The organism is Nocardiopsis sp. RV163 (assembly GCF_001029525.1).
GTDB lineage: Bacteria > Actinomycetota > Actinomycetes > Streptosporangiales > Streptosporangiaceae > Nocardiopsis > Nocardiopsis dassonvillei.
This window is the reverse complement of the sequence record NZ_LEKI01000015.1, coordinates 41,120-60,665: the sequence shown is the minus strand read 5'-3', so window position 1 is coordinate 60,665 and position 19,546 is coordinate 41,120. Positions and strand designations below refer to the sequence as shown.

Genomic DNA, 19,546 nt, shown 5'->3' with positions numbered 1-19,546 from the left:
GCCCCCTTCTCTCCCCGCCCCGCCTCCGCGTGTCGCGACAAGGAGCAATACTGGGTATACGCTGTGTTACCACGTGAGGCCGCGTATCCACGTGGTGGGGGAGATCAGCGATGTCGCCGTTCACCAGACCAGCGCCGGGGAGGGGACACCCCTCCGAGCACGCGAGAGTGCTCCAGTGCGTCCTGGGCATCCGGGAGCGCTCGGCTCGTGCGGTCCCCTGGGAACCGGACACGGTCGGCATCCCGCCCTCGGGCCGGTCCAGCGCCCTGGCCCGCATCAACGACGTGGCCTTCTACGCGAACGCGCGCGAGGAGGTGTCCGCCCTGGCCGGAGTCTGCGTGGACCTGCTGCACCTGCACGCCCCCGACGAGGAGGACGGGGACCGCTGCCGGGGTTGCCGCCTGGCCTGGCCGTGCCCCACCTTCGAAGAACTCTGCCGCCTGCTCTCCTAGCGGCCGAGCGCGGGCGGCCGACAGGGAGCGGACGCCGTCCGCCGGAGTCGGGGCGCGATCCGACTCCGACGGACGACCGTCCTCGCCTGCCGTCCGCTGACGCCCCGCGGTCGAGCCGCCGGGCGCCCTCACCGGGGCGGGCCCCCAGAGACTAATACTGAAACGCGTTCTACCGCAAGCCCCGGGTTCACGGTTTCCGCCATGGAAACCGGGATGTGTGGGCCCTCAGTATTGGATGGAACAGGATCTACTCGACGCTCGGCGCAGAGGCCGGGCAGGCGTCGGGAGGGCGCGGCGCAGGTGCGGCGAAGGACGCGCGCACGCGCCGGAGCGGGAAAACCGGGCACCGCGCGCGACGCGCAGACGGAGAGGACCTCCCCGTCTGCGCGGGGCGGCCAGGCCCAGGGGCGGGGGACAGCCCCTGGGACCGGCCTCGGGGCGGCAGGGCGCAGCGGCCCGTGGACTCTCCGAGAGCGGGGGGACCCTCCCTGTGGTCGCTGCCGGGGCGCGCCTTGCTCCACAGACGTTAACGAGGAACCGGTAACGCGAACACCCTCCATCAGATAACCGGAACGTCTCGATTCGCGCTGGCGGGCGCGCCCCCTCTTCCTTGACCTGGGCCGATGCCCGTTCTTCACCGGCACTTCGCCTGTGCAACCCCCGGTGTCCCACAGGCCACACAAGCCGCAAAACCTCGTCGGCCGGCTCCCGAAAAGACGGGCCGCGGCGAAACCGGGGTGTCCGGCAATCCCCCTCCGGTAAAAGGTTGCACGGGGTTGCGGCCTGCGCCGGGCGAAGGAAAACGAAGGCCCCGGGCGCTCGCCCGGGGCCTGGAGTCAACTTATTCGCGTGGCCAGCAGATATGCGGAGGGAGTATCCGCGTCGACAATGTCGGTCACCCTCCACGCCTGTCCGCCGACGCTGAACACGTCGCCCACCCGGACGTCGATCATGGGCGTGGGCCGCCACTCCTTCGGTCCGCCGATCTTGGCGACCGGGTGGCCGTCCTCATCCACCCAGAAACTGCCCCCGCCCACCGGACCGCCCGCGAATCGGTCGTTCCGTCCATAACTGATCTTCTCCTGCGCACCGACCTCGTGGACCACGGTGAATTTCGTCCCAACCGTCTCGGGTTCCGTTGAAAACGCAGCCATGTTAACCCGGACGGGGCAATTGATGATGCCGTTTTCGGGCTTGTGGGGCGTTTCGAGCAGAGTAGCTGACAAAAGTAATGCGCGGGCCGGGACTTTAGTCCCGACCCGCGCATCGGTTCGCGGGGGAATGGTCAGCTTCCGCTCCCCCGGCCTCCCTTGAGCCTGCCCACCAGGGTCTCGAAAGCGGAGCTGAACGGGTGGTCGTGCACCATGTACGTCCACGTCATCGACGGGCGCTTCACGCCCACCGAGCTCACGTCCAGCTCGCCGTCCACGACCTCCAGGTCCTCGAAGCTCTCGGCCGCCCGGGCGCGCGCGTCGTCCAGGAAGCCCTTGAAAACCGGCACCGCGTCGCGGTTGAACTCGTCCAGCGGGTCGCGGCGGCCCAGGAAGCGCAGGTGGATGCCCTCGCGCAGCTCCGACAGGAAGGCGTTGTGGTCGGTCCAGCCCCGGTCCAGGTGATAGAGCGTGATGAGGCGGGCCGCACGGGCGACCTTCTCGTTCGCCTCCTCGTCGGCGTCGGCGCCGCTTCCGGCGCCCTCCTCCGCCCCGGCTCCCTTACCCGCGAGCTCCTCCAGGAGCTCCTCGTGCCGCTTCCTGCGGTCTGCCCTGATCTGCCGGTCGCCCTGGTCCCCGGTCAGGACCATCTCCCGGTGCTCCAGGACCACGTCGCGCTGCACGTCGATCAACTGGTTGTACCGCCAGGTGTTGCGGTGCACCTCCAGCAGTTGGCCCTCGGACACGCGCTGCGCGTGGTCGACCATGCCCAGCCAGCCCTGGTCGGTGATCTCACCGTCGGAGGCGGTCTGGTAACCCGTGGTCTCGGGGGCGTGGTTGACCACCAGGTCGTCGTCCATGCTGACGAAGAAGATGGAGTCGCCCGGGTCGCCCTGGCGCCCGGCGCGGCCGCGCAGCTGCCCGTCCAGACGGCTGCTGGGGTATCGGCCGAAGCCCATCACGTACAGGCCGCCCGTCTCCACCACCCGCTCGCGGTCGGCCATGTCACTGCCGCCCAGGCGGATGTCGGTGCCGCGCCCGGCCATCTGGGTGGAGACGGTGATGGCGCCGTGGGTGCCCGCCTCCGCGATGATGGCGGCCTCGTCGGCGTCGTTCTTGGCGTTGAGGACCACGCACTCCAGCCCCGTCTCGCGCAGGCGCCCGGCCAACAGCTCGGACTCGGCCACGTCCTGGGTGCCGATGAGGATCGGCCGCCCGGACTTGTGGACCTCCTCCACCTTGGCGATGAGGGCGTCCTCCTTCTCCTCGCGCGTGGCGTACAGGCGCGAGCCGTGGTCCTCGCGGACGTTGGGCTTGTTGGAGGGGATGACCGCGACCTCCAGCTCGTAGAACTCGCGGAGCTGTTCGGCGACGGCCATCGCGGTCCCGGTCATACCGGCGCGCGTGGGGTAGCGCAGGACGAGCGACTGCACGGTGATGGAGTCCAGCACCTCGCCGGTCTCGCTGAGCGCCACCTTCTCCTTGGCCTCGACCGCGGCCTGGAGGCCGTCCGGCCAGCGCTGGAGGAGGGCGATGCGCCCGCGCGACTCGTTGATGAGGCGGACCTCGCCGTCGCGCACCACGTAGTGGACGTCGCGCTGGAGCAGCACGTGCGCGTGCAGGGCCAGGTTGACCTGCGGCAGGACGGAGGTGTCGTCCTCGGAGTACAGGTCGACCCCGTCCAGCGCCTTCTCCACCGCGTCGATCCCGGCGTCGGTGAGCTGGACGTTGCGCCCCTCGCCGTCGATCTCGTAGTGCAGGCGCGGCTTGAGCCCGCGCACGACGTCGGCCATCTCCACATCGGCGTCCACGCTCTCCGCGGCCCCGGCCAGGACCAGCGGGACCCGGGCCTCGTCGACGAGCACCGAGTCCGCCTCGTCGATGATCGCCACGTGCGGCGCCGGCACGACCCGGTCGGTGACGTCGGTGACCATGCGGTCGCGCAGGACGTCGAAGCCCAGTTCGCTGACGGCCGCGTAGGTCACCTCGCAGGAGTAGGCGGCGCGTCGCTCCTGGGGGGTGGAGTCCTCGGTGATCCAGCCCACGGTGACGCCGAGCATGTCGTAGAGGGGGCGCATCCACTCGGCGTCGCGCCGGGCCAGGTAGTCGTTGACGCTGAGCAGGTGCACGCGCCGTCCGCGCAGGGCGAACCCGGCGGCGGCGAGGGCGCCCGCCAGCGTCTTGCCCTCGCCCGTGGCCATCTCCGCGACGTGCCCGTCCAGCAGGGCCATGACACCGAGGAGCTGCACGTCGAAGGGCCGCTCGTCGAGTGAGCGCCGGGCGGCCTCACGGCCGACCGCGCACAGCGACACGAGGTCGTCGCGCTCGTAGGGGAGTTCGGCGTTGCCGAGTTCGATGGCCTTCTCCGTCAGCTCGGTGTCACTGAGCTCACGCAGACCATCCTCCTCGGCCTCGATCGCCGACAGGAGCTTGGTATAGGGCCGCAGATCCACCGCACCGGGCTTGCCCAGGAAGCGGCGAACGCCTTCCGCCATTCGTCCGAACACCACCACAGGGTAACGCCGGACACAACCGTTGAGAGAACCCCGGGCGCCCACATGTGCGGACGGTTGAGTGGAAACCGCCCCCGGTCCGCCACGGGGCGCCCGTCGGCTCAGGCGAACTGGCGCTGGTGGCGCTGGCGGGCCTCCACCGCCATGGCGTGCTTGACCAGGGTCACCAGGACCCGGACCACGGAGTTGCGGTCGCGGGCGTCGCAGTGCACGACGGGCACGTCCGGGGTCAGGTCCAGGGCGTCGCGCAGTTCGTCGGCGCTGTGGGGGCTCTCGGGGTCGAACTCGTTGACGGCGACGACGAAGGGCAGCCGGTACTGGCGCTCGAAGTAGTCCAGCGCCTGGAAGGTGTCCTCCAGGCGGCGGGTGTCGGCCAGGATCACCGCGCCCAGCGCACCCCGGACCAGGTCGTCCCACATGAACCAGAAGCGCTGCTGGCCCGGGGTCCCGAACAGGAAGAGGGTCAGGTCGGTGTCCAGCGAGATGCGGCCGAAGTCCATCGCGACCGTGGTGCTCGTCTTGTCCGGGGTGTGGGAGAGGTCGTCCACGCCCGCGCTGGCGGCGGTGACGGCGGCCTCGGTGCGCACGGGCGGGATCTCCGAGACGGCGCCGACGAACGTGGTCTTGCCGACCCCGAACCCCCCGGCGACGATGATCTTGGTGGACAACGCGGTTGGGGCGGGGGCGTTGTTCGTGCTGTTGACGGGATCGATCACAGTTAGTCCTAGCGGGAGTGCCGGGCCAGCGGGACGGACGGCGCGCACGGTCCGGTCCTCGGGGTACGCGACCCATCGGGGTCGGTACCGACGCGGGAGGCACCGTTCCTGGAACCTAACACCGGATGGCCGGTGGGGAAGGCGTTTCGGCCCAGTGGTGCGGCACGCCACACCGGTCGGCTCGTGGGGTCCGCGGCTCCCGGGCAGAGGAGGAGTCGCGGGAGTAGTGGTGGCGGTCGCGTGGCGGTGCGTCCTCCGCCCGAAACCGACCGTGAACAGGTAAGCACACACCTCTACCCCGGAAGGTCGACTTTACGACATTGTGAGCGGTCATTTTCGGCCGCTTTCGGCCGCGCCGATCCCTGTCCGGCGGGGTCCCCGGAGTCTACGGTGGAGGCAGGGCCCCCGCACCGGCAAGTAGCGGTCGCGGAGAAGACTCCTGGCACGAGGACGCGACCATCCGCGGGAGCCCCGGCGGCGCTCCGGACACAGGCCACCCGCCGACGCCCCGCTCTTCGGCGTCGGTCCGGTCGAGACTCCGGTCAGGCGCGCCAGCGCCCCACCGGCCCACAACCGTCCACGTGGGCCGGTGGTGGCCGAACCGCGGCGAGCGGCCGCGGCGGCGGACAGTCCGTCGCGCCGCCCTCCCGACCGGGTTCCCCGTAGACTGGACCGGCCCTCCCCCGCCCGACGAGCGAACCCGCGCGTGCTTACGCGCGGCGCGGACGGGGCCAGCAAGCCGAGACGAAACTGTGAGCCGAGAACCCCACATGTCCGATCAGCGCGTCGTCCGCCCCACTCCCATCAGCGGTTTCCCCGAGTGGTCCCCTCAGATCCGGGCCGTGGAGCAGCGCTGGCTGGACCATATCCGCGCCGGGTTCGAGTCCTTCGGCTTCGCGTCGGTGGAGACGCCGTCCGTGGAGAACCTCGACGTGCTGACGGCCAAGGGCGAGACCTCCCAGGAGGTCTACACCCTGCACCGCCTCCAGGCCGACGCCAAGGACGACTCCGACGCCAGGCTCGGGCTGCACTTCGACCTCACCGTGCCCTTCGCCCGGTACGTCGCCCAGCACTTCAACGAGCTGTCCTTCCCCTTCAAGCGCTACCAGATGCAGCGCGTGTGGCGGGGCGAGCGCCCCCAGGAGGGGCGCTTCCGCGAGTTCACCCAGTGCGACATCGACGTCATCAACGTCGACTCCGTCCCGCTGCACTTCGACGCCGAGCTGCCGCGCATCGTGCACCGGGTGCTCAGCGGGCTGGACCTGCCCGCCTGGACGCTCAACGTCAACAACCGCAAGGTCCTCCAGGGCTTCTACGAGGGCCTGGGCATCAAGGATCCCATCGCGGTCATCCGCGCCGTGGACAAGCTGCACAAGATCGGCGACGACGGCGTGCGCCGGATCCTGCTGGCCGACGGCCTGACCGGCGAGCAGGCCGACGCCTGCCTCGCGCTGGCCCGCGTCCGCGGCACCGGGCCAGGCGTCGCCGAGCGGGTCCGCGGGCTCGGGGTCTCCTCCGAACTGCTCGACGAGGGGCTGGAGGAGCTCTCCTTCGTGCTGCAGGACCTGGCCGACCTGCCCGAGGGCAGCGTCGTGGCCGACCTGTCCGTCGCCCGCGGCCTGGACTACTACACGGGCACGGTCTACGAGGCCTCCTTCGACGACGACCCCGGCTACGGGAGCATCTGCGCGGGCGGGCGCTACGACGACCTGGCGGGGCAGTTCATCCGCAGGCGGCTGCCGGGCGTGGGCATCTCCATCGGCCTCACCCGCATCTTCGCCAAACTCGTCGCCGAGGGCCGGATCGAGGAGGGGCGCGCCTGCCCCACCGACGTGATGGTCGTGGTGCCCGGCGCCGAGCGCCGCAGGGAGGCCCTGCGCACCGGGGAGCTGCTGCGCGGGCGCGGGTTCAACACCGAGGTGTTCCACTCCACCGCCAAGGTCGGCAAGCAGATCCAGTACGCCGCCAAGAAGGGCATCCCCTTCGTGTGGTTCCCGCCGTTCGCCGAGGACGGCGGTCACGAGGTCAAGGACATGGTGTCGGGGGAGCAGGGTCCGGCCGACCCCGCCGCCTGGACTCCGAAGGGCCCGGAAAGCGCGGAGTAACCGCTCCATAGCACCTTCCGGTCCGGCGTGGGCGGTTTCTGTCCGCTCATGCCGGAACCGGCCATTCGGAGGACAGCCGGGGGCGGGGGGTGCGACACTGGGGACGGCGTTCCCCGCGCCGCCCCCGCAGCGGCGGCGCGGCCTCCCGGGGCCTGCGGTGGATGCTTGCTCAGCCCCTGGGGGCTGTCGTTCAAGCGTCCGCAGGGTCCTGGACGTGCCGGAGGTGAGACTGCGAGGAACGAGCCGTCTCACCGGAGGTGCCGCTGTGCTTGCTTCAACCCGATTCCTGCCTTCGGGGCGCCTGAACACAGGAGGGCTGCGGCCGCAGGCCGTCCGTTGAGGGTGGTGGAGGATGACGGGCGGGCGAAGCGGAGCCCCAAAGAAGCGCTGCCCAGTAATCGAGGCCATGTCTCCTCCCCGCCACAACCTGCCCCTGTCCGCCGGCGAGTTCATCAGCTTCGTCGGACGCGAGCGCGACATCGTCGACCTGGGCCGCCTCCTGGGCACCGCCCGGATGGTAACGCTGACCGGTACCGGCGGTATCGGCAAGACGCGCCTGGCACTGCACCTGGCCGAGCGCGTCATGCGCCGGTTCCCCGACGGCGTGCGCTTCGTCGATCTGAGCGAGGCCTCCACCCACGACCAGGCGCTGCGCGCGGTCGCGGGCAGCCTCCAGGCGGTGCAGGACGACTCTCGCACCATGACGGACGCCGTCATCACCTCGCTGCGCACCCGCAACCTGCTGCTGCTCCTGGACACCTGCGAGCACGCCGTCGGGCCGATGGCGCAGCTGTGCCAGGCCGTGCTGCGCGACTGCCCCCGGGTGCGCATCCTGGTGACCAGCCGCCAGCCCCTGCACGTTCCCGAGGAGAACATCTGGCGGGTGCCGCCGCTGTCCCTGCCCGCGCGGCCCACACCCACCGACCCCTACGCGGCCGACCCCGCGCCCATCCCCCGGCGCGACACCCAGCGCTACGAGTCGGTGCGCCTGTTCGTCACCCGCGCGCACGCCGCGCGCGCCGGGTTCGAGATGACCAGGGAGAACTCCGGTTACATCGCGGAGATCTGCCGGATGCTGGACGGCATGCCGCTGGCGATCGAGCTGGCCGCCGCACGGGTGAGGGTGCTGTCGGTGCAGCAGATCCTGCGCCGCCTGGACGACCGGTTCCAACTGCTGACCAGCGACGGGTCCGAGGACCTGCCACCGCGCCAGCGGACGCTGCGCGCGGTCCTGGAATGGAGCCACGACCTGCTCACCGAGCCGGAGCGGCTCCTGCTGCACCGGTTGTCGGTGTTCTCCACCTGGTACCTGGAGGCCGCCGAGGACGTCTGCTCGGGTGAGGGGGTCGACCCCGCCGACATCCTGCCGCTGCACTTCTCCCTGCTGGACAAGTCGCTGGTGGTGATGGACGCCGAGGTGGACGGCACCACCCACTACCGGCTGACCGAGACGGTGCGCGCCTACGCCGCCGAGCACCTGGCCGACAGCGGCGGCGAGGACGACCGGTGGGAACGCTACCTGCGCTTCTGCGTCGCCCGTCTGGAGGAGTGGGCCAAGAGCTGCTGCGCGCCGATGCCGTGGGGCGAGCGTCTGAGGCACCTGCGGCTCCTCGACCACCACCGGGAGAACCACGCCCGCGTGGTGGACTGGGCGCTCTCGCGCGGGCGCGCGGACGAGGCACTGCGGGTGTGCGTGGCACTGCGCCCCTACTGGATCGTGCGGGACCTGGCCGCCGAGGGCAGCCGCCTCCTGGAGCGGGCGCTGGCCACCGCCCCCGACGCGCAGTCCCCTCACCTGCGGGCGCGCGCCCTGGCCCTGCACGCCGAGCTGCGGCTGGACCTGGACGCGGCGCCGCGCGTGTCCACCCTGGCCCTGTGCGCCCTGGAGGCGGCGCGGGCCTGCCGCGAGGCGGGAGCCGCCGCCTCCGCGCTGGCCACCCTGGCGTCGCTGTGCCTGCGCACCGGGACGCTGGACGAGGGCCAGGAGCACGCCGAGCGGGCCGGGGTGTGGGCCTCCCAGGACAGCGACCCCATCACCGAGGCGGCCACGCTGGACGTGCTGGCCCAGCTGGCCCGCCGCCGCGGCGAGGCCGAACGGGCCACGGCCCTCCTGGAGCACAGCGTCGCGGCGGCCGACAACCTCGGCGACCGCTGGAGCTCGGCCCGCGCCCTGCACGGACTGGGCTCGATCGCCGCCGAGCGCGGCGACTTCGCGCAGGCGCGGGAGCTGTTCTCCGACGCCCTGTCGGTCTTCGGCGAGCTGGAGGCCGCTCCGGCCACCGCGCACTGCGCCCGGGAACTGGGCCGCCTGTACCTGGCCGAGGGCGAGACGCTGCTCGCCCGGGAGCCCCTGGCGACGTGCCTGCGGGTGAGCTTCACCTCCGGCCGCAGGCTCGCGGTGGCCCGTGCCCTGGAGGCGCTGGCGGAACTGGCCCTGGCCGAGGAGGAGGCCGAGCGGGCCGCCGCCCTGGTGGGGGTGGCCGCCGACCTGAGGGCGGCGCTGGACAGCCCTTCGGCCGAGACCCTGCGGCTGCGGTCGGCGGCGGAGAGGCGCGTGGGCGCCACGCGCACCGCCGAGGCGTGGAACGCGTGGCGCCCCCTGCCGCTGGAGCAGGTGCTCGACCGCGCGCTGGCCTTCCCCCGGCCCCAGACCTCGGGGCCCTCGGGCCCGGATTCGCTGACCCCCAGGGAGAGGGAGGTGGCCGAACTGGCCGAACAGGGCCTGTCCAACCGCGAGATCGCCGAGCGGCTGACCATCAGCCACGCGACGGCGGCCCGCCACATCGCGAACATCTTCAGAAAACTCTCGATTTCCTCGAGGACGCAGTTGACCGGCTGGGCCGTCCCGGGTGACGGTGGCTGACACGGCCCCGGTCGAGGGCACGCACTTGCACAGTGCGCGTGCACCCGCTAAGACAGGAACTCCGGGTACCAGAGCCCACACCGACGACGTCCGCCCTTGCCGACCTTCCCCCCAACCCTGGTGAGAACCTCCCCCGACAGCCCCTACATGTGAAGGCCATGGCACCTTTGACCGCGCCCGCGCGGCACAACCTCCCCCGTCCGGGCACCGGATTCGTGGGCCGTGAGCGGGACCTGAGCGACCTGCTCCGTCTGCTCGGCTCCAGCCGCTCCGTCACGCTGAGCGGAACCGACGGGCTGGGCAAGACGCGTTTGGCGATACGCGTGGCCGAGCAGTCCACCGCGTGGTTCCCCGACGGCGTGTGGATGGTCGGCATGGCGGACGCGCGCACGACCCTGGAGGTGTACGCGCGGGTGGCCGCCGCCGTGGGCGTGGTGGAGGAGCCGGGGCAGCCGCTGTCGGTCACGGTGACCGAGGCACTGCGCGAACGCCACCTGCTGCTGGTGCTGGACGCGTGCGAGCACGCCGTCGAGGAGGTGGCCGAGGTCGGCGAGGCCCTGCTGGCCTCGTGCCCGTCCGTGTCGATCCTGCTCACCAGTGAGACCCCCGTCCGCTTGTCGGGCGGCACAGTGTGGCGGATGACGCCGATGGCGCTGCCGCTGCCCGCGCGCAAGGGGCCACAGCCAGACCCCGCCGGCGCGGAGGCGGTGCGGCTGTTCATGGACCGCGCCCGCGCACGTGACCCGCGCTTCTCGCTCTCGCGCGAGGAGATGGAGACCGTGACGGAGCTGTGCGACCTGGCGGGCGGCATCCCGCTCGCGATCGAGGCGCTGGGCGCGAGTGCGCCGGGAGTGGGGCCCGCCGCGCTGGTCGACGGGCTGCGCGAACACCTGTCCTCCCCTGAGGTCCAGCCCGGCCCGGGGCAGGCGGTCCCGCGCAGCGAGATGCTGCCGGTGGTGCTGGACTTCGTGTACCGCGGGCTGCCCGAGGCCGAGCGGGTGCTGCTGCGCCGCCTGTCGGTGTTCCGTGGCTGGAACCTGGAGCTGGCCGAGCAGGTGTGCGCCGACGAGGCGCTGCCCGAACCGGCCGTACTCGACCTCGTGACGTCCCTGCTGAACCGCTCCCTGATCACCGTGACCGGCGAGTTCGAGGGCCGGGTGCGCTACCGGCTGCCCGAGGCCGTGCAGCGGTTCGCGCACTCCCGGCTGGTCGCGGCGGGCGAGGCGGAACTGTTCCAGGAGAGGCTCCTGGACCGGATGCTGCGCCTGGCCGAGGACCTGGGCCGGAAGCTGGAGTCGAGCCGGGTCATGCCCTGGAGCGAGCGCGACTCCGGGCGCCAGCGCGTGATCGCCGAGTACGACACACTGCGCTCCCTGCTGCGCTGGGCGCTGGAGCACGGCGCCGCCGAACCGGGCCTGCGGCTGTGCGTGAGCCTGACCGCGCACTGGGTGAGCCACCAGAGCTACTCCGAGGGGGCGCACTGGATGGACCGCCTGCTGGAGTTGGAGGACGCGGCCAAGGCTCCCTCGCGCGCGCGGGCGCTGGTGGGCCGGGCCCAGCTGGCGCGGGTGCGGCGCGACCACGGGCTGGCGGTCTCGCTGGGCGAGGAGGGCCTGCGACTGTGCCGGGAGGCCGGGGACGACGTGTTCGTCCGCGTCGCGCTCAACCTGCTCGCCCTGGTCGAGGTGCGCGAGCGCGTGTCGGACCAGGCCGCGGTGCGGGTGGAGGAGGCGCTGCGGCTGTGCCGCGAGTCGGGTGACCTGTGGGGCGAGGCGATCGCCCTGGGCACCCGGGCGGCCCTGGTCGCTCAGCAGGGCGACCACCCCACGGCCGACCACCACTACAACGCCGCGCTGACGCTGCTGCGCGGGATCGACCACCGGTGGGGCGTGGGGGTCACCCTCATGGGCCAGGCGTGCGCGGCGGAGGCGAGCGGCGACCTGTTGACGGCGGACCGCTGCTACCGGGAGGCGCTGGACACCCAGCGGCTGATCGGGGCGGCGGCCGAGGAGGCGCGCTGCTTGGCCGGGATCGGCCGGGTGGCGCACGCCCAGGGGTCCACGGGACAGGCCTACGACTACCTGAGCGAGGGGCTGTTGCTGAGCCACTCGACGGGCCAGCGAGCGGACGCGGCGCGCGCCCTGACCGCGATCGCCCGGGTGTCCTTCGGGACGGGGCTGCGCGAGGGCGCCTGCCGCCTGGCGGGGGCGGCGATGAGCGTGCGCGAGGGGCTTGGGCTGTCCACGCACGAGGCGCCGTGGCCGTTCACCGACGTGGAGAAGGTCCGGCGGCGACGCCGCCAGCTTGTGGGCTGGTGGGAGCAGGGCCGGACGCTGGCCCTGTCGAACGCGGTCCGCGAGGGGGAGCAGTTGGCGGAGGAGGCGCGGCGCCCGCCCTCGCGCCGTTCCGCGCCGCCCAGCCGTCCCGTGCGCGGGCGCCGGGAGCGGGGAGGGCCCGTCCCGGACCCGGAGTCGGTGGCCCCCGAGGAGCGGCTCACCCCGCGTGAACTGGAGGTGGCCGTCCTGGTGAGCCGGGGCAGGAGCAACCCGGAGATCGCCCGGGAACTGTTCATCACCCCGTCCACGGCGGCGCGGCACGTGGCCAACATCAACCGCAAGATGGGCTTCCACTCGCGTACGCAGATCACGTCGTGGGTACGCCGTCACCGGACCTCGGACTAGCAAGCTGCCCGATCTGCCCTGTTAAGCCCGGCTCTCCACCGGGAGAGCCGCCTTCCGCGATGAATCTACATATGCAGGTGCATAGCAATATGCATGTGCATCTGGCCGTGAACGCGCTAGGCTTCAAGCCATGGGACACCACGTTCGTGGCACTGCGGTGGCACGGTCGCCGGAGTCCCGGAAACGGCCGTCGAACACCGGTGCGACACTGGTTTCCGGCGGACGTCAGCCCCGGGGAGGTCTCCGGGGCCGGTGGGAGGCCGCGTCGGCACGGGTTGCGTCCTGGGGAGGGACGCCGCGTCCGCCGACCGGCGCGTCGCCGCCGGGTTCGCCACGTGGAGGGGGCGTGACGAGCCCGGGCGGCGGTACCGCCGCCTGATGGGCGAACTGGGGGTACGTATGGGGGTAGGGCTGTCTTCAGGAACCGGACGACCGGGGCGCCACCTGCCGCGCCGGGACGACCCGATCGGATCCTTGACCGGGGGCCTGTGCGAACGGCTCCGGTTGCGGCCCGCGCGGGGGGGATCGATCCGCGGGGTCGGGCACCGCGTGGACGCCCTGTCGTTCGCCGCCAAGGTGGAGCAGGCCGCGGCGGGGCTCAGCCGCCGGGGCATGTGCTTCGGTGACGTGGTGGGGGTGCTCGCGCCGGTCTCCCCGGACCGGTTCCTGGCCACCTACACCGTGATGGCCGTGGGCGGGCGCGCGCTGCCCCTGTCGACCGCCTCCGACCTGGACACCCAGTGCGCGGTGCTCACCGAGACCGACACCCGCCTGCTGCTGGTCAGCGCGGACATGGCGCAGACGGCGCTGGAGCTGGCGGAGCGCTCGCGGGTGCGGCAGGTGATCGCGTTCGGGCAGGCTCTGGGGACCACGCCCTTCGAGGAGCTGCTGCAGCCCAGCCCCGACGGCAACGGGTACAGCCCTGCGCGCGGTCTGTTCGACAACGGCATCCTGGGTTACGAGGACACCAGCGGGGGGCTCCTGACCACGCTGCACCCGCACAACGACCTCATGGGGCGCTTCTCGGAGCTGCGGGACCTGCTGGAGCTGACCGCCGACGACGTGGTGGCGGTGGACGAGCGCGGCGACGAGGCCACGCGGGTGACCCTGGTGGCGCTGGCGCTGTGGACCGGGGCCTGCGTGCTGACGGGGGCGGACTGCCCGCCGCCGGAGGGGCGCCAGGTGACGGTGCGCTGCGCGCCCGAGCCGGAGCGGATCGGCTACCCGCCGTCCGGCGGGGCGTACTGACCCGGGGCGTGTCCCGGGGGACGCGGGTCGGCTGGCGCGGCGGGGGCCGTGCTGCGCGGTGACGGCGGACGGGGGCGGTGCGCGACCCCTTCCGCTTCACGGCCTCAGTCGTCGACCGCCAGTTCCGCCTCCGGACGCCCGCGCTCGGCGGCCTCCCCCGTGTGGTCGTCGATCTCGAACCAGGCCACGTGCGTGGCGTCGCTCCAGTACTCGCCGCTGCGGCTGGCGCAGCTGTCCACGATGAGCTTGCCGCGGCCGAAGTCGTCGCCGTCCTCGCGCGTGTGCTCGCTCTCGCCGTCGCGCGCGCCCTGATCGGCGATCGCGACGCGCAGGCGCCCGTCGTCGGAGCGGATGAACAGCGTCATGACGCCGCCGCTCTGCCCGGAGCGCGAGTGGAGCAGGGCGTTGGTGGCCAGCTCGCTGACGGCCAGCTCGGCGTCGTCCAGGGAGCCCTCGAAGTGGCCCATGCGGGTGAGGAACTCGCGCACCCGGGAGCGGATGGAGCGCACCGCGGTCAGGTTCCCGGCGCAGCTCCACACCGTGTGGTCGGTGACCCCTCCGGTGAGTTCGCCCGTCTCGATGGTCGGTGCGGTCGGAGCCGTGCCCTCCGGCGCCTCCGCGGGCACGTATTCCCGGAGTTGCCTCGCCTCAGCCATCCGGTCACTCCAATCACCCGCGACGGACGCGCGGGTTGCGCCGCCTGCACTCACCTTAGACAAGGGTGTGCTGGCTCCAGAACAGCACACCCGCGTTCTCCCTGTCGGGGATTGGCCACAAAACCCTGCCACGTGTCATCCCCGATATGGACAAAGGAAACAGTCCCGGCTCCAGTGACACCCATGTGAGGTGTAACACGTTGGCAATACGCGGCTCGACGGGGCCGTTCGACTGACAGCGCGAACGAAAGGAACGATAGTCGTCTCCACATCCGGGCCCGGGCGGGCCGCCGCCGCGCGCCCGGCGCACACCCGCGTTCCGAAGTGCTCACATGAAGATCGCGTTCGCCGGCAGGGGCGGCAGCGGCGGGACCGCCCTGTCCGCGCCGTTCACCCGCCGTCCGGCAGCCCAGCGCGTTCCCGTGGTGGCCGTGGACGCCGGCATCAACCAGAACCTGGGCGCCGCGCCGGGGGCGTCCGAGGAGGAGCCGACCGCCCGGGTGGACCCCGGCTTCCTCATGGGACCGGCGGCGCTCACTGTCCGAACGCACGGGGCGGGTCACGGGGCGGGGTCGGCCACGCGTCCGCGCACGCGCGGCGGGGTCAGGGCCAGCAGGACGCCCAGACCCAGGAGGGCGGTGGTGAACAGGACGGCGCCCATCGGCACGGCGGTGCTCTCGTCCAGCCCCACCAGCGGCGCCACCGCCGCGCCGAGCAACGGGGGCAGCGCGCCCAGCACGGCGCTGGCGCTGCCCGCCCGCCGCTCCTGTCCGCGCATGGCCAGGGCGAAGGAGCTGGTGAGGATCATTCCCATGCACGTCATGTAGACGAAGATCGGCGCCACGAGGGCCACCAGCGGGCCGTCCGCCAGCGTCGCCGCGAGCAACACCCCGGTCGCCGCCACCGCGGCGGAGACCGCCCACACCAGGAGGACGCGCTCACCGAAGCGGGCGCTGAAACGGCCCACCGCCCAACTCCCGGCGATGATGGCCGCACCGTTGATCCCGAACAGCACGCCGAAGACCTGCGGCGACACCCCGTACAGGTCCTGGTAGACGAACGGCGTCCCGGCGACGTAGGCGAAGCTGCCGCCGTGCACGAGGCCGACCACCAGCGCGTAGCCGAGGAAGGCGCGGTCCCGCAGCAGCTCCCCCACCGTCCGCAGGGTGCCGCCCACCGTGCCGGGGATGCGCCGCTCCACCGGCAGGGTCTCCTCCAGTCGCAGCGCCACGATCACGACGATCACCGCGCCCAGCAGCGCCAGGACCAGGAAGACGGCCTCCCAGCCCGTGAAGGACGGCCACAGGATGGCGCCGCCCGCGATCGGCGCCATCAGGGGCGCGACCGCGTTGACCACCATCAGCAGGGCGAAGAACCGGGTCAGCTCGGTGCCGTCGAACACGTCGCGCACGACCGCGCGCGAGAGCACGACCCCGGCCGAGGCTGTGAACCCCTGGAGGAAACGGGCCAGCACCAGCACCGCGGTGTTCGGCGCCAGGGCGCACAGCAGCGACGCCAGGACGAACAGAACCAGGCAGGTGAGGAGCGGGCCGCGGCGCCCCCGGGCGTCGCTGACCGGGCCGACCACCACCTGGCCCACGGCGAGGCCGACCAGGCAGGTGGTCAGGCTCAGCTGCACGTGGGAGGCGTCTGCCCCCAGGTCCGCGGCGATGTCGGGGAAGGCCGGCAGGTACATGTCGATGTTGAGGGGGCCCAGGACGGCGAGCAGGCCGAGGAGGAGGGCCAGGCCCAGGCGTGTGCGGCCGGTCGGGTTGTGCTGCATGGCGCTCTCTCGGGGGTGGCAGAGGGCGCGGGGCGCCACGGACCTGGGACCAGGCTAACCGGCCGCGGCTCCCCCGGCCTCGGCGCGGGGGCGGATCTGACACGGGTCCGTCAGAACGCCGTCGGCCGCGCAGGTCGCGGTGCGCTCAGAACAGCACCGACATGACCTCGCCGACCTGGCGGAAGCCCACTCTCCCGTAGGCGGCTCGGGCCGGGGTGTTGAAGTCGTTGACGTAGAGGGTGACTCGGGGCGCGATCTCGGCGAGCGCGTACTCGACCACGGCGGCCATTCCAGCCGTGGAGTGCCCCTGGCCGCGCAGGTCCGGGTGCACCCACACGCCCTGGACCTGGCAGGCATGCCGGGTGACCGCGCCGATCTCGGCCTTGAACACCACGCGCCCGTCCTCGATGCGGGCGAAGGCCCGGCCGGTGCGCACGAGTTCGGCCACCCGGGCACGGTAGAGCGCGCCGCCGTCGCCGGAGTCCGGCGGGACGCCGACCTCCTCGGTGAACATGGCCACGCAGGCGGGCACGATGGTGTTGAGCTCGGACGACTGGACCCGGCGCACCAGGGGGTCCGCGGGCACCGAGGGCGGACCGCTGATCTCCAGGACGGGCTGGCTGGCCCGGATGACGCGGGCGGGCCCCCACGCCGGGGTGACCTGCTGCCAGAAGTCGCTGACCGCGTCGACGGGCCCGACGATCGAGGAGCAGCGGCGGCCCCTCCAGCGGGCGTGGTCGGCGAAGCTGCGGATCGCTGCCGGTCCGGCGTTGACGGGCACGAGGTTCGCCCCCGAGTAGCACAGGGCGGTCAGGCGCCCCCTCTCCGTGTGCCCCCACACCTCGGCGCCGCCGGGACCGCCGGAGAGGCCGGTGGCCATCAGGCGGGAGGTGACGAAGACGTTGCCCACGGGGTCGGTGTCCAGGAGCGCGCGAACGGCCTCCCGGTCGCGTTCGCCGAGGATCCGTACCGGCGAGGTCCGCAGCATCGCATCTCCCCCATCTTCCCAGTGCCCTCGTCCGGGCGCCGGGGGACGACCAACCAAGCCTTTTCGCGCCGGTTCCAGACTATTCGACCGGTTACTCCCGCGTCTCGGACTCCACTATCGCGCCGACGCGGTAACCGGGTACCGGAGCGGGCCGCTCCACCATCGTCCCAGGTGCGCTCTGGGCGGCACGCGGCTGGGGTTCGGGGCGTCCTTCGCAGGTGACGTCGGGCCCCTCGCCCTCGGCGCGCGCGGGCGGCTCCCCGTCCCGGAGGTAGGCGGTGACGATCTCGTCCACGCAGGCGTTGCCGGTGAGCGAGACGCCGTGGGTGTGGCCGCCCTCCTCGGTCACCAGGACGGAGGCGGGCAGGCGCTCGCGCAGGGAGAAGGCGCCCTCGACCGGGGTCGCGCCGTCCTCGGTGGCGTGGACCAGGAGCACGTCTCCCTCGTAGGCGGGGTGTTCCCCCGGGCCTTCGCCGACCTGGAACCAGTCGCCGGATCCGGCGCTCCAGGACGCGCACGGAGCGTTGTACCAGGTGTTGTTCCAGCTCATGAAGGGGGCCTCGGCGTGGGACTCCCGGGCGTCGGCGCTCCACGTGGACCAGTCCCGGGGCCAGGGGGAGTCGGTGCACTGGACGGCGAGGTAGCCGCCGTAGCCGCGGTCGGATCCGGCGTTCTCGCCGTAGGCCTCGTACAGGGCGAGCAGGGGTGCGCCGTCGGACCCGGTGATCCGGGCCGAGAGCGCGTCGGCGAGCGGGGCCCAGTAGGCGCTGCTGTAGGCGACCACCATGGCCGTGCCCTCCAGCTCGGTGGGGCCGACGGTGCCCTCGGCGGGCTCGTCCGCCAGTTCCGAGCGCAGCGTGTAGTAGGCCTCGGCGACCTCTTCCCCGGTCGTGCCGAGTCCGTAGACGTCGTCGTGGCGGGCGGTCCAGGCGAAGAAGGCGTTCGCCGCGCGGTCCAGCGCTCGGTTCTGGGCGAGGTTGCTCTCGTACCAGGGCTTGTCGGGGTCGACCACGCTGTCCAGGACCAGGGAACGGACGCGGTCGGGGTAGAGCGCGGAGTAGACGGTGCCCAGGTAGCTGCCGTAGGAGTAGCCGAGGTAGTCGATCCGCTCCCGCCCCAGGGCGGCCCGGACGGCGTCCATGTCGTGGGCGGTGTCCACGGTGCGGGTGTGCCCGAGCAGGGGACCGCTGTTGTCCGCGCAGGCCTCGGCGTAGGCCCGGGCGTCGGCGCGCAGCGCCTCCTCGGCGGCGGCGTCGGCGGGCACGGCGTCGGGTCGCACGGGGGTGAAGTGGTCGGGGTCGCAGGTGATGGACGGGGTGGAGGCGCCCACCCCGCGCGGGTCGAAGGAGACGACGTCGTAGGTCTCGCGCAGTTCGGCCGGCATTCGCCAGTGGGTGTAGGAGGCCCACCGGCGTCCGGCGCTGCCAGGTCCTCCGGGGTTGACCAGCAGGGTCTGGCGGGCCTCGCCGCCGGCGGGGACCCGCGAGAGCGCGAGTTCGACGGTGTCGTCCCGGCCGCTGAGCGGCTCGCCGTCGGCGGTGCGGGCGAGGGGGACGGTGAGGGTGGCGCACTCCAGGTTCTCGTCCGCGACGGGCTGGATGTCCTCGCAGGGCGCCCAGTCGAGGCCGCCCTGGTCGACTCGGGTGGTCTGGCCGGCCTGCGCTGGGGCCACCGCGACCAGGGAGGCCAGGACCGCCACGGCCGAGACACCGGCCCGGGTTCGTGCTCGCACTCGTCCACTCCCTCACAGAGATGATTACTCTCTGAATTGTTATCACTTCGGATAGTGACTAGCGGATGCGACACGGATCCCAGGAGGACACACCCCGGTAACATGTGCCCTGCCTCAATCAGACGTGGACAGACGGGGACGAAGCGTAATGCGGCTGGATCGTGTCGATGAGCGGATCATCGCGATACTCGGCGCGGACGCGCGGATGAGCTTCGCCGAGATCGGCCAGCGGGTCGGGCTGAGCCCCTCCGCGGTCAAGCGCCGCGTGGACCGGCTGGTGGAGTCCGGCGCGGTGCGCGGGTTCACCGTGGTGGTCGAGCCCCAGGCCGTCGGGTGGACCACCGAGGCCTTCATCGAGCTCTACTGCCGGGCCCGCACGTCGCCGGGCGAGATCCGGACAGGGCTCGCGGGCTACGCCGAGATCACCTCCGCGTGCACGGTGACCGGTGAGGCGGACGCCATCGTGCAGGTCCGCGCCCGCGACACCCACCACTTGGAGGAGGTCATCGAGCGGCTGGGCGCCGAGCCGTTCGTGGTGCGGACCAAGAGCACGCTCGTGCTCTCGCGCCTGGTGGACCAGCCCATCCTCGCCGGGACGGCCGACCTGCCCTGAGGCGCCTTCCCCCGGCGGGCGGGGGCGGGCGAAGCGGAGCCCCGA

13 protein-coding genes and 1 pseudogene are annotated in these 19,546 nt (G+C 72.5%); 7 read left to right on the top strand and 7 right to left on the bottom strand.

Annotated elements, in window-relative coordinates; all coding sequences use genetic code 11:
- Nucleotides 1–110: 110 nt before the first annotated feature.
- Nucleotides 111–452, top strand: coding sequence for a hypothetical protein (locus tag ABD54_RS05055; RefSeq protein WP_047868254.1), 342 nt, complete (start codon nucleotides 111–113; stop codon nucleotides 450–452).
- 836 nt (nucleotides 453–1,288) lie between these two features.
- Here ABD54_RS05055 and ABD54_RS05050 read toward each other — a convergent pair.
- The 3 genes from ABD54_RS05050 to ABD54_RS05040 all read right to left on the bottom strand — a co-directional run bounded on the left by ABD54_RS05050 (nucleotide 1,289) and on the right by ABD54_RS05040 (nucleotide 4,832).
- Nucleotides 1,289–1,558, bottom strand: a complete 270-nt coding sequence (locus ABD54_RS05050; protein ID WP_019607990.1) for a DUF6406 domain-containing protein — start codon at nucleotides 1,556–1,558, stop codon at nucleotides 1,289–1,291.
- A gap of 179 nt (nucleotides 1,559–1,737) precedes the next feature.
- Nucleotides 1,738–4,098 (bottom strand): accessory Sec system translocase SecA2, encoded by a 2,361-nt coding sequence (gene secA2 / locus ABD54_RS05045; protein WP_047868253.1) that lies wholly within the window; start codon nucleotides 4,096–4,098, stop codon nucleotides 1,738–1,740.
- Between the two features lie 119 nt (nucleotides 4,099–4,217).
- Nucleotides 4,218–4,832, bottom strand: coding sequence for an ATP/GTP-binding protein (locus tag ABD54_RS05040; RefSeq protein WP_047868252.1), 615 nt, complete (start codon nucleotides 4,830–4,832; stop codon nucleotides 4,218–4,220).
- 770 nt (nucleotides 4,833–5,602) lie between these two features.
- Here ABD54_RS05040 and hisS point away from each other — a divergent pair.
- From hisS to ABD54_RS05020, 4 genes are all read left to right on the top strand, one after another.
- Complete coding sequence (hisS, locus tag ABD54_RS05035; RefSeq protein WP_047868251.1) at nucleotides 5,603–6,937, top strand: histidine--tRNA ligase; 1,335 nt, start codon at nucleotides 5,603–5,605, stop codon at nucleotides 6,935–6,937.
- A gap of 406 nt (nucleotides 6,938–7,343) precedes the next feature.
- Entirely contained in the window at nucleotides 7,344–9,800 is a 2,457-nt protein-coding gene (locus ABD54_RS05030; RefSeq protein WP_047868250.1) for a LuxR C-terminal-related transcriptional regulator, read from the top strand.
- A gap of 167 nt (nucleotides 9,801–9,967) precedes the next feature.
- The gene (locus tag ABD54_RS05025; RefSeq protein WP_047868249.1) at nucleotides 9,968–12,481 is read left to right on the top strand and encodes a LuxR C-terminal-related transcriptional regulator; all 2,514 of its coding nucleotides are present in this window, start codon (nucleotides 9,968–9,970) and stop codon (nucleotides 12,479–12,481) included.
- 252 nt (nucleotides 12,482–12,733) lie between these two features.
- On the top strand, nucleotides 12,734–13,729 hold the full coding sequence (locus ABD54_RS05020; protein WP_082166695.1) for an AMP-binding protein: 996 nt from the start codon (nucleotides 12,734–12,736) through the stop codon (nucleotides 13,727–13,729).
- Between the two features lie 104 nt (nucleotides 13,730–13,833).
- On the opposite strand, the gene ABD54_RS05015 is transcribed toward ABD54_RS05020, so the two are convergent.
- Complete coding sequence (locus ABD54_RS05015) at nucleotides 13,834–14,385, bottom strand: ATP-binding protein (RefSeq protein WP_047868248.1); 552 nt, start codon at nucleotides 14,383–14,385, stop codon at nucleotides 13,834–13,836.
- 332 nt (nucleotides 14,386–14,717) lie between these two features.
- Here ABD54_RS05015 and ABD54_RS28840 point away from each other — a divergent pair.
- Nucleotides 14,718–14,882, top strand: a pseudogene (locus ABD54_RS28840) (ATP-binding protein); the annotation flags it as partial.
- 62 nt (nucleotides 14,883–14,944) lie between these two features.
- Here the strand turns inward: ABD54_RS28840 and ABD54_RS05005 are convergent.
- The 3 genes from ABD54_RS05005 to ABD54_RS04995 all read right to left on the bottom strand — a co-directional run bounded on the left by ABD54_RS05005 (nucleotide 14,945) and on the right by ABD54_RS04995 (nucleotide 18,888).
- Entirely contained in the window at nucleotides 14,945–16,168 is a 1,224-nt protein-coding gene (locus ABD54_RS05005; protein WP_047868246.1) for a multidrug effflux MFS transporter, read from the bottom strand.
- A gap of 145 nt (nucleotides 16,169–16,313) precedes the next feature.
- On the bottom strand, nucleotides 16,314–17,156 hold the full coding sequence (locus tag ABD54_RS05000) for a GNAT family N-acetyltransferase (RefSeq protein WP_047868245.1): 843 nt from the start codon (nucleotides 17,154–17,156) through the stop codon (nucleotides 16,314–16,316).
- A gap of 91 nt (nucleotides 17,157–17,247) precedes the next feature.
- Nucleotides 17,248–18,888 carry an alpha/beta hydrolase gene (locus tag ABD54_RS04995; RefSeq protein WP_047868244.1) on the bottom strand — a complete coding sequence of 547 codons (1,641 nt, stop codon included), beginning with the start codon at nucleotides 18,886–18,888 and terminating at the stop codon, nucleotides 17,248–17,250.
- Nucleotides 18,889–19,036: 148 nt separating this feature from the next.
- Here ABD54_RS04995 and ABD54_RS04990 point away from each other — a divergent pair, with 148 nt between their 5' ends.
- On the top strand, nucleotides 19,037–19,501 hold the full coding sequence (locus ABD54_RS04990) for an Lrp/AsnC family transcriptional regulator (RefSeq protein WP_013154624.1): 465 nt from the start codon (nucleotides 19,037–19,039) through the stop codon (nucleotides 19,499–19,501).
- The last annotated feature ends 45 nt before the right edge of the window (nucleotides 19,502–19,546 follow it).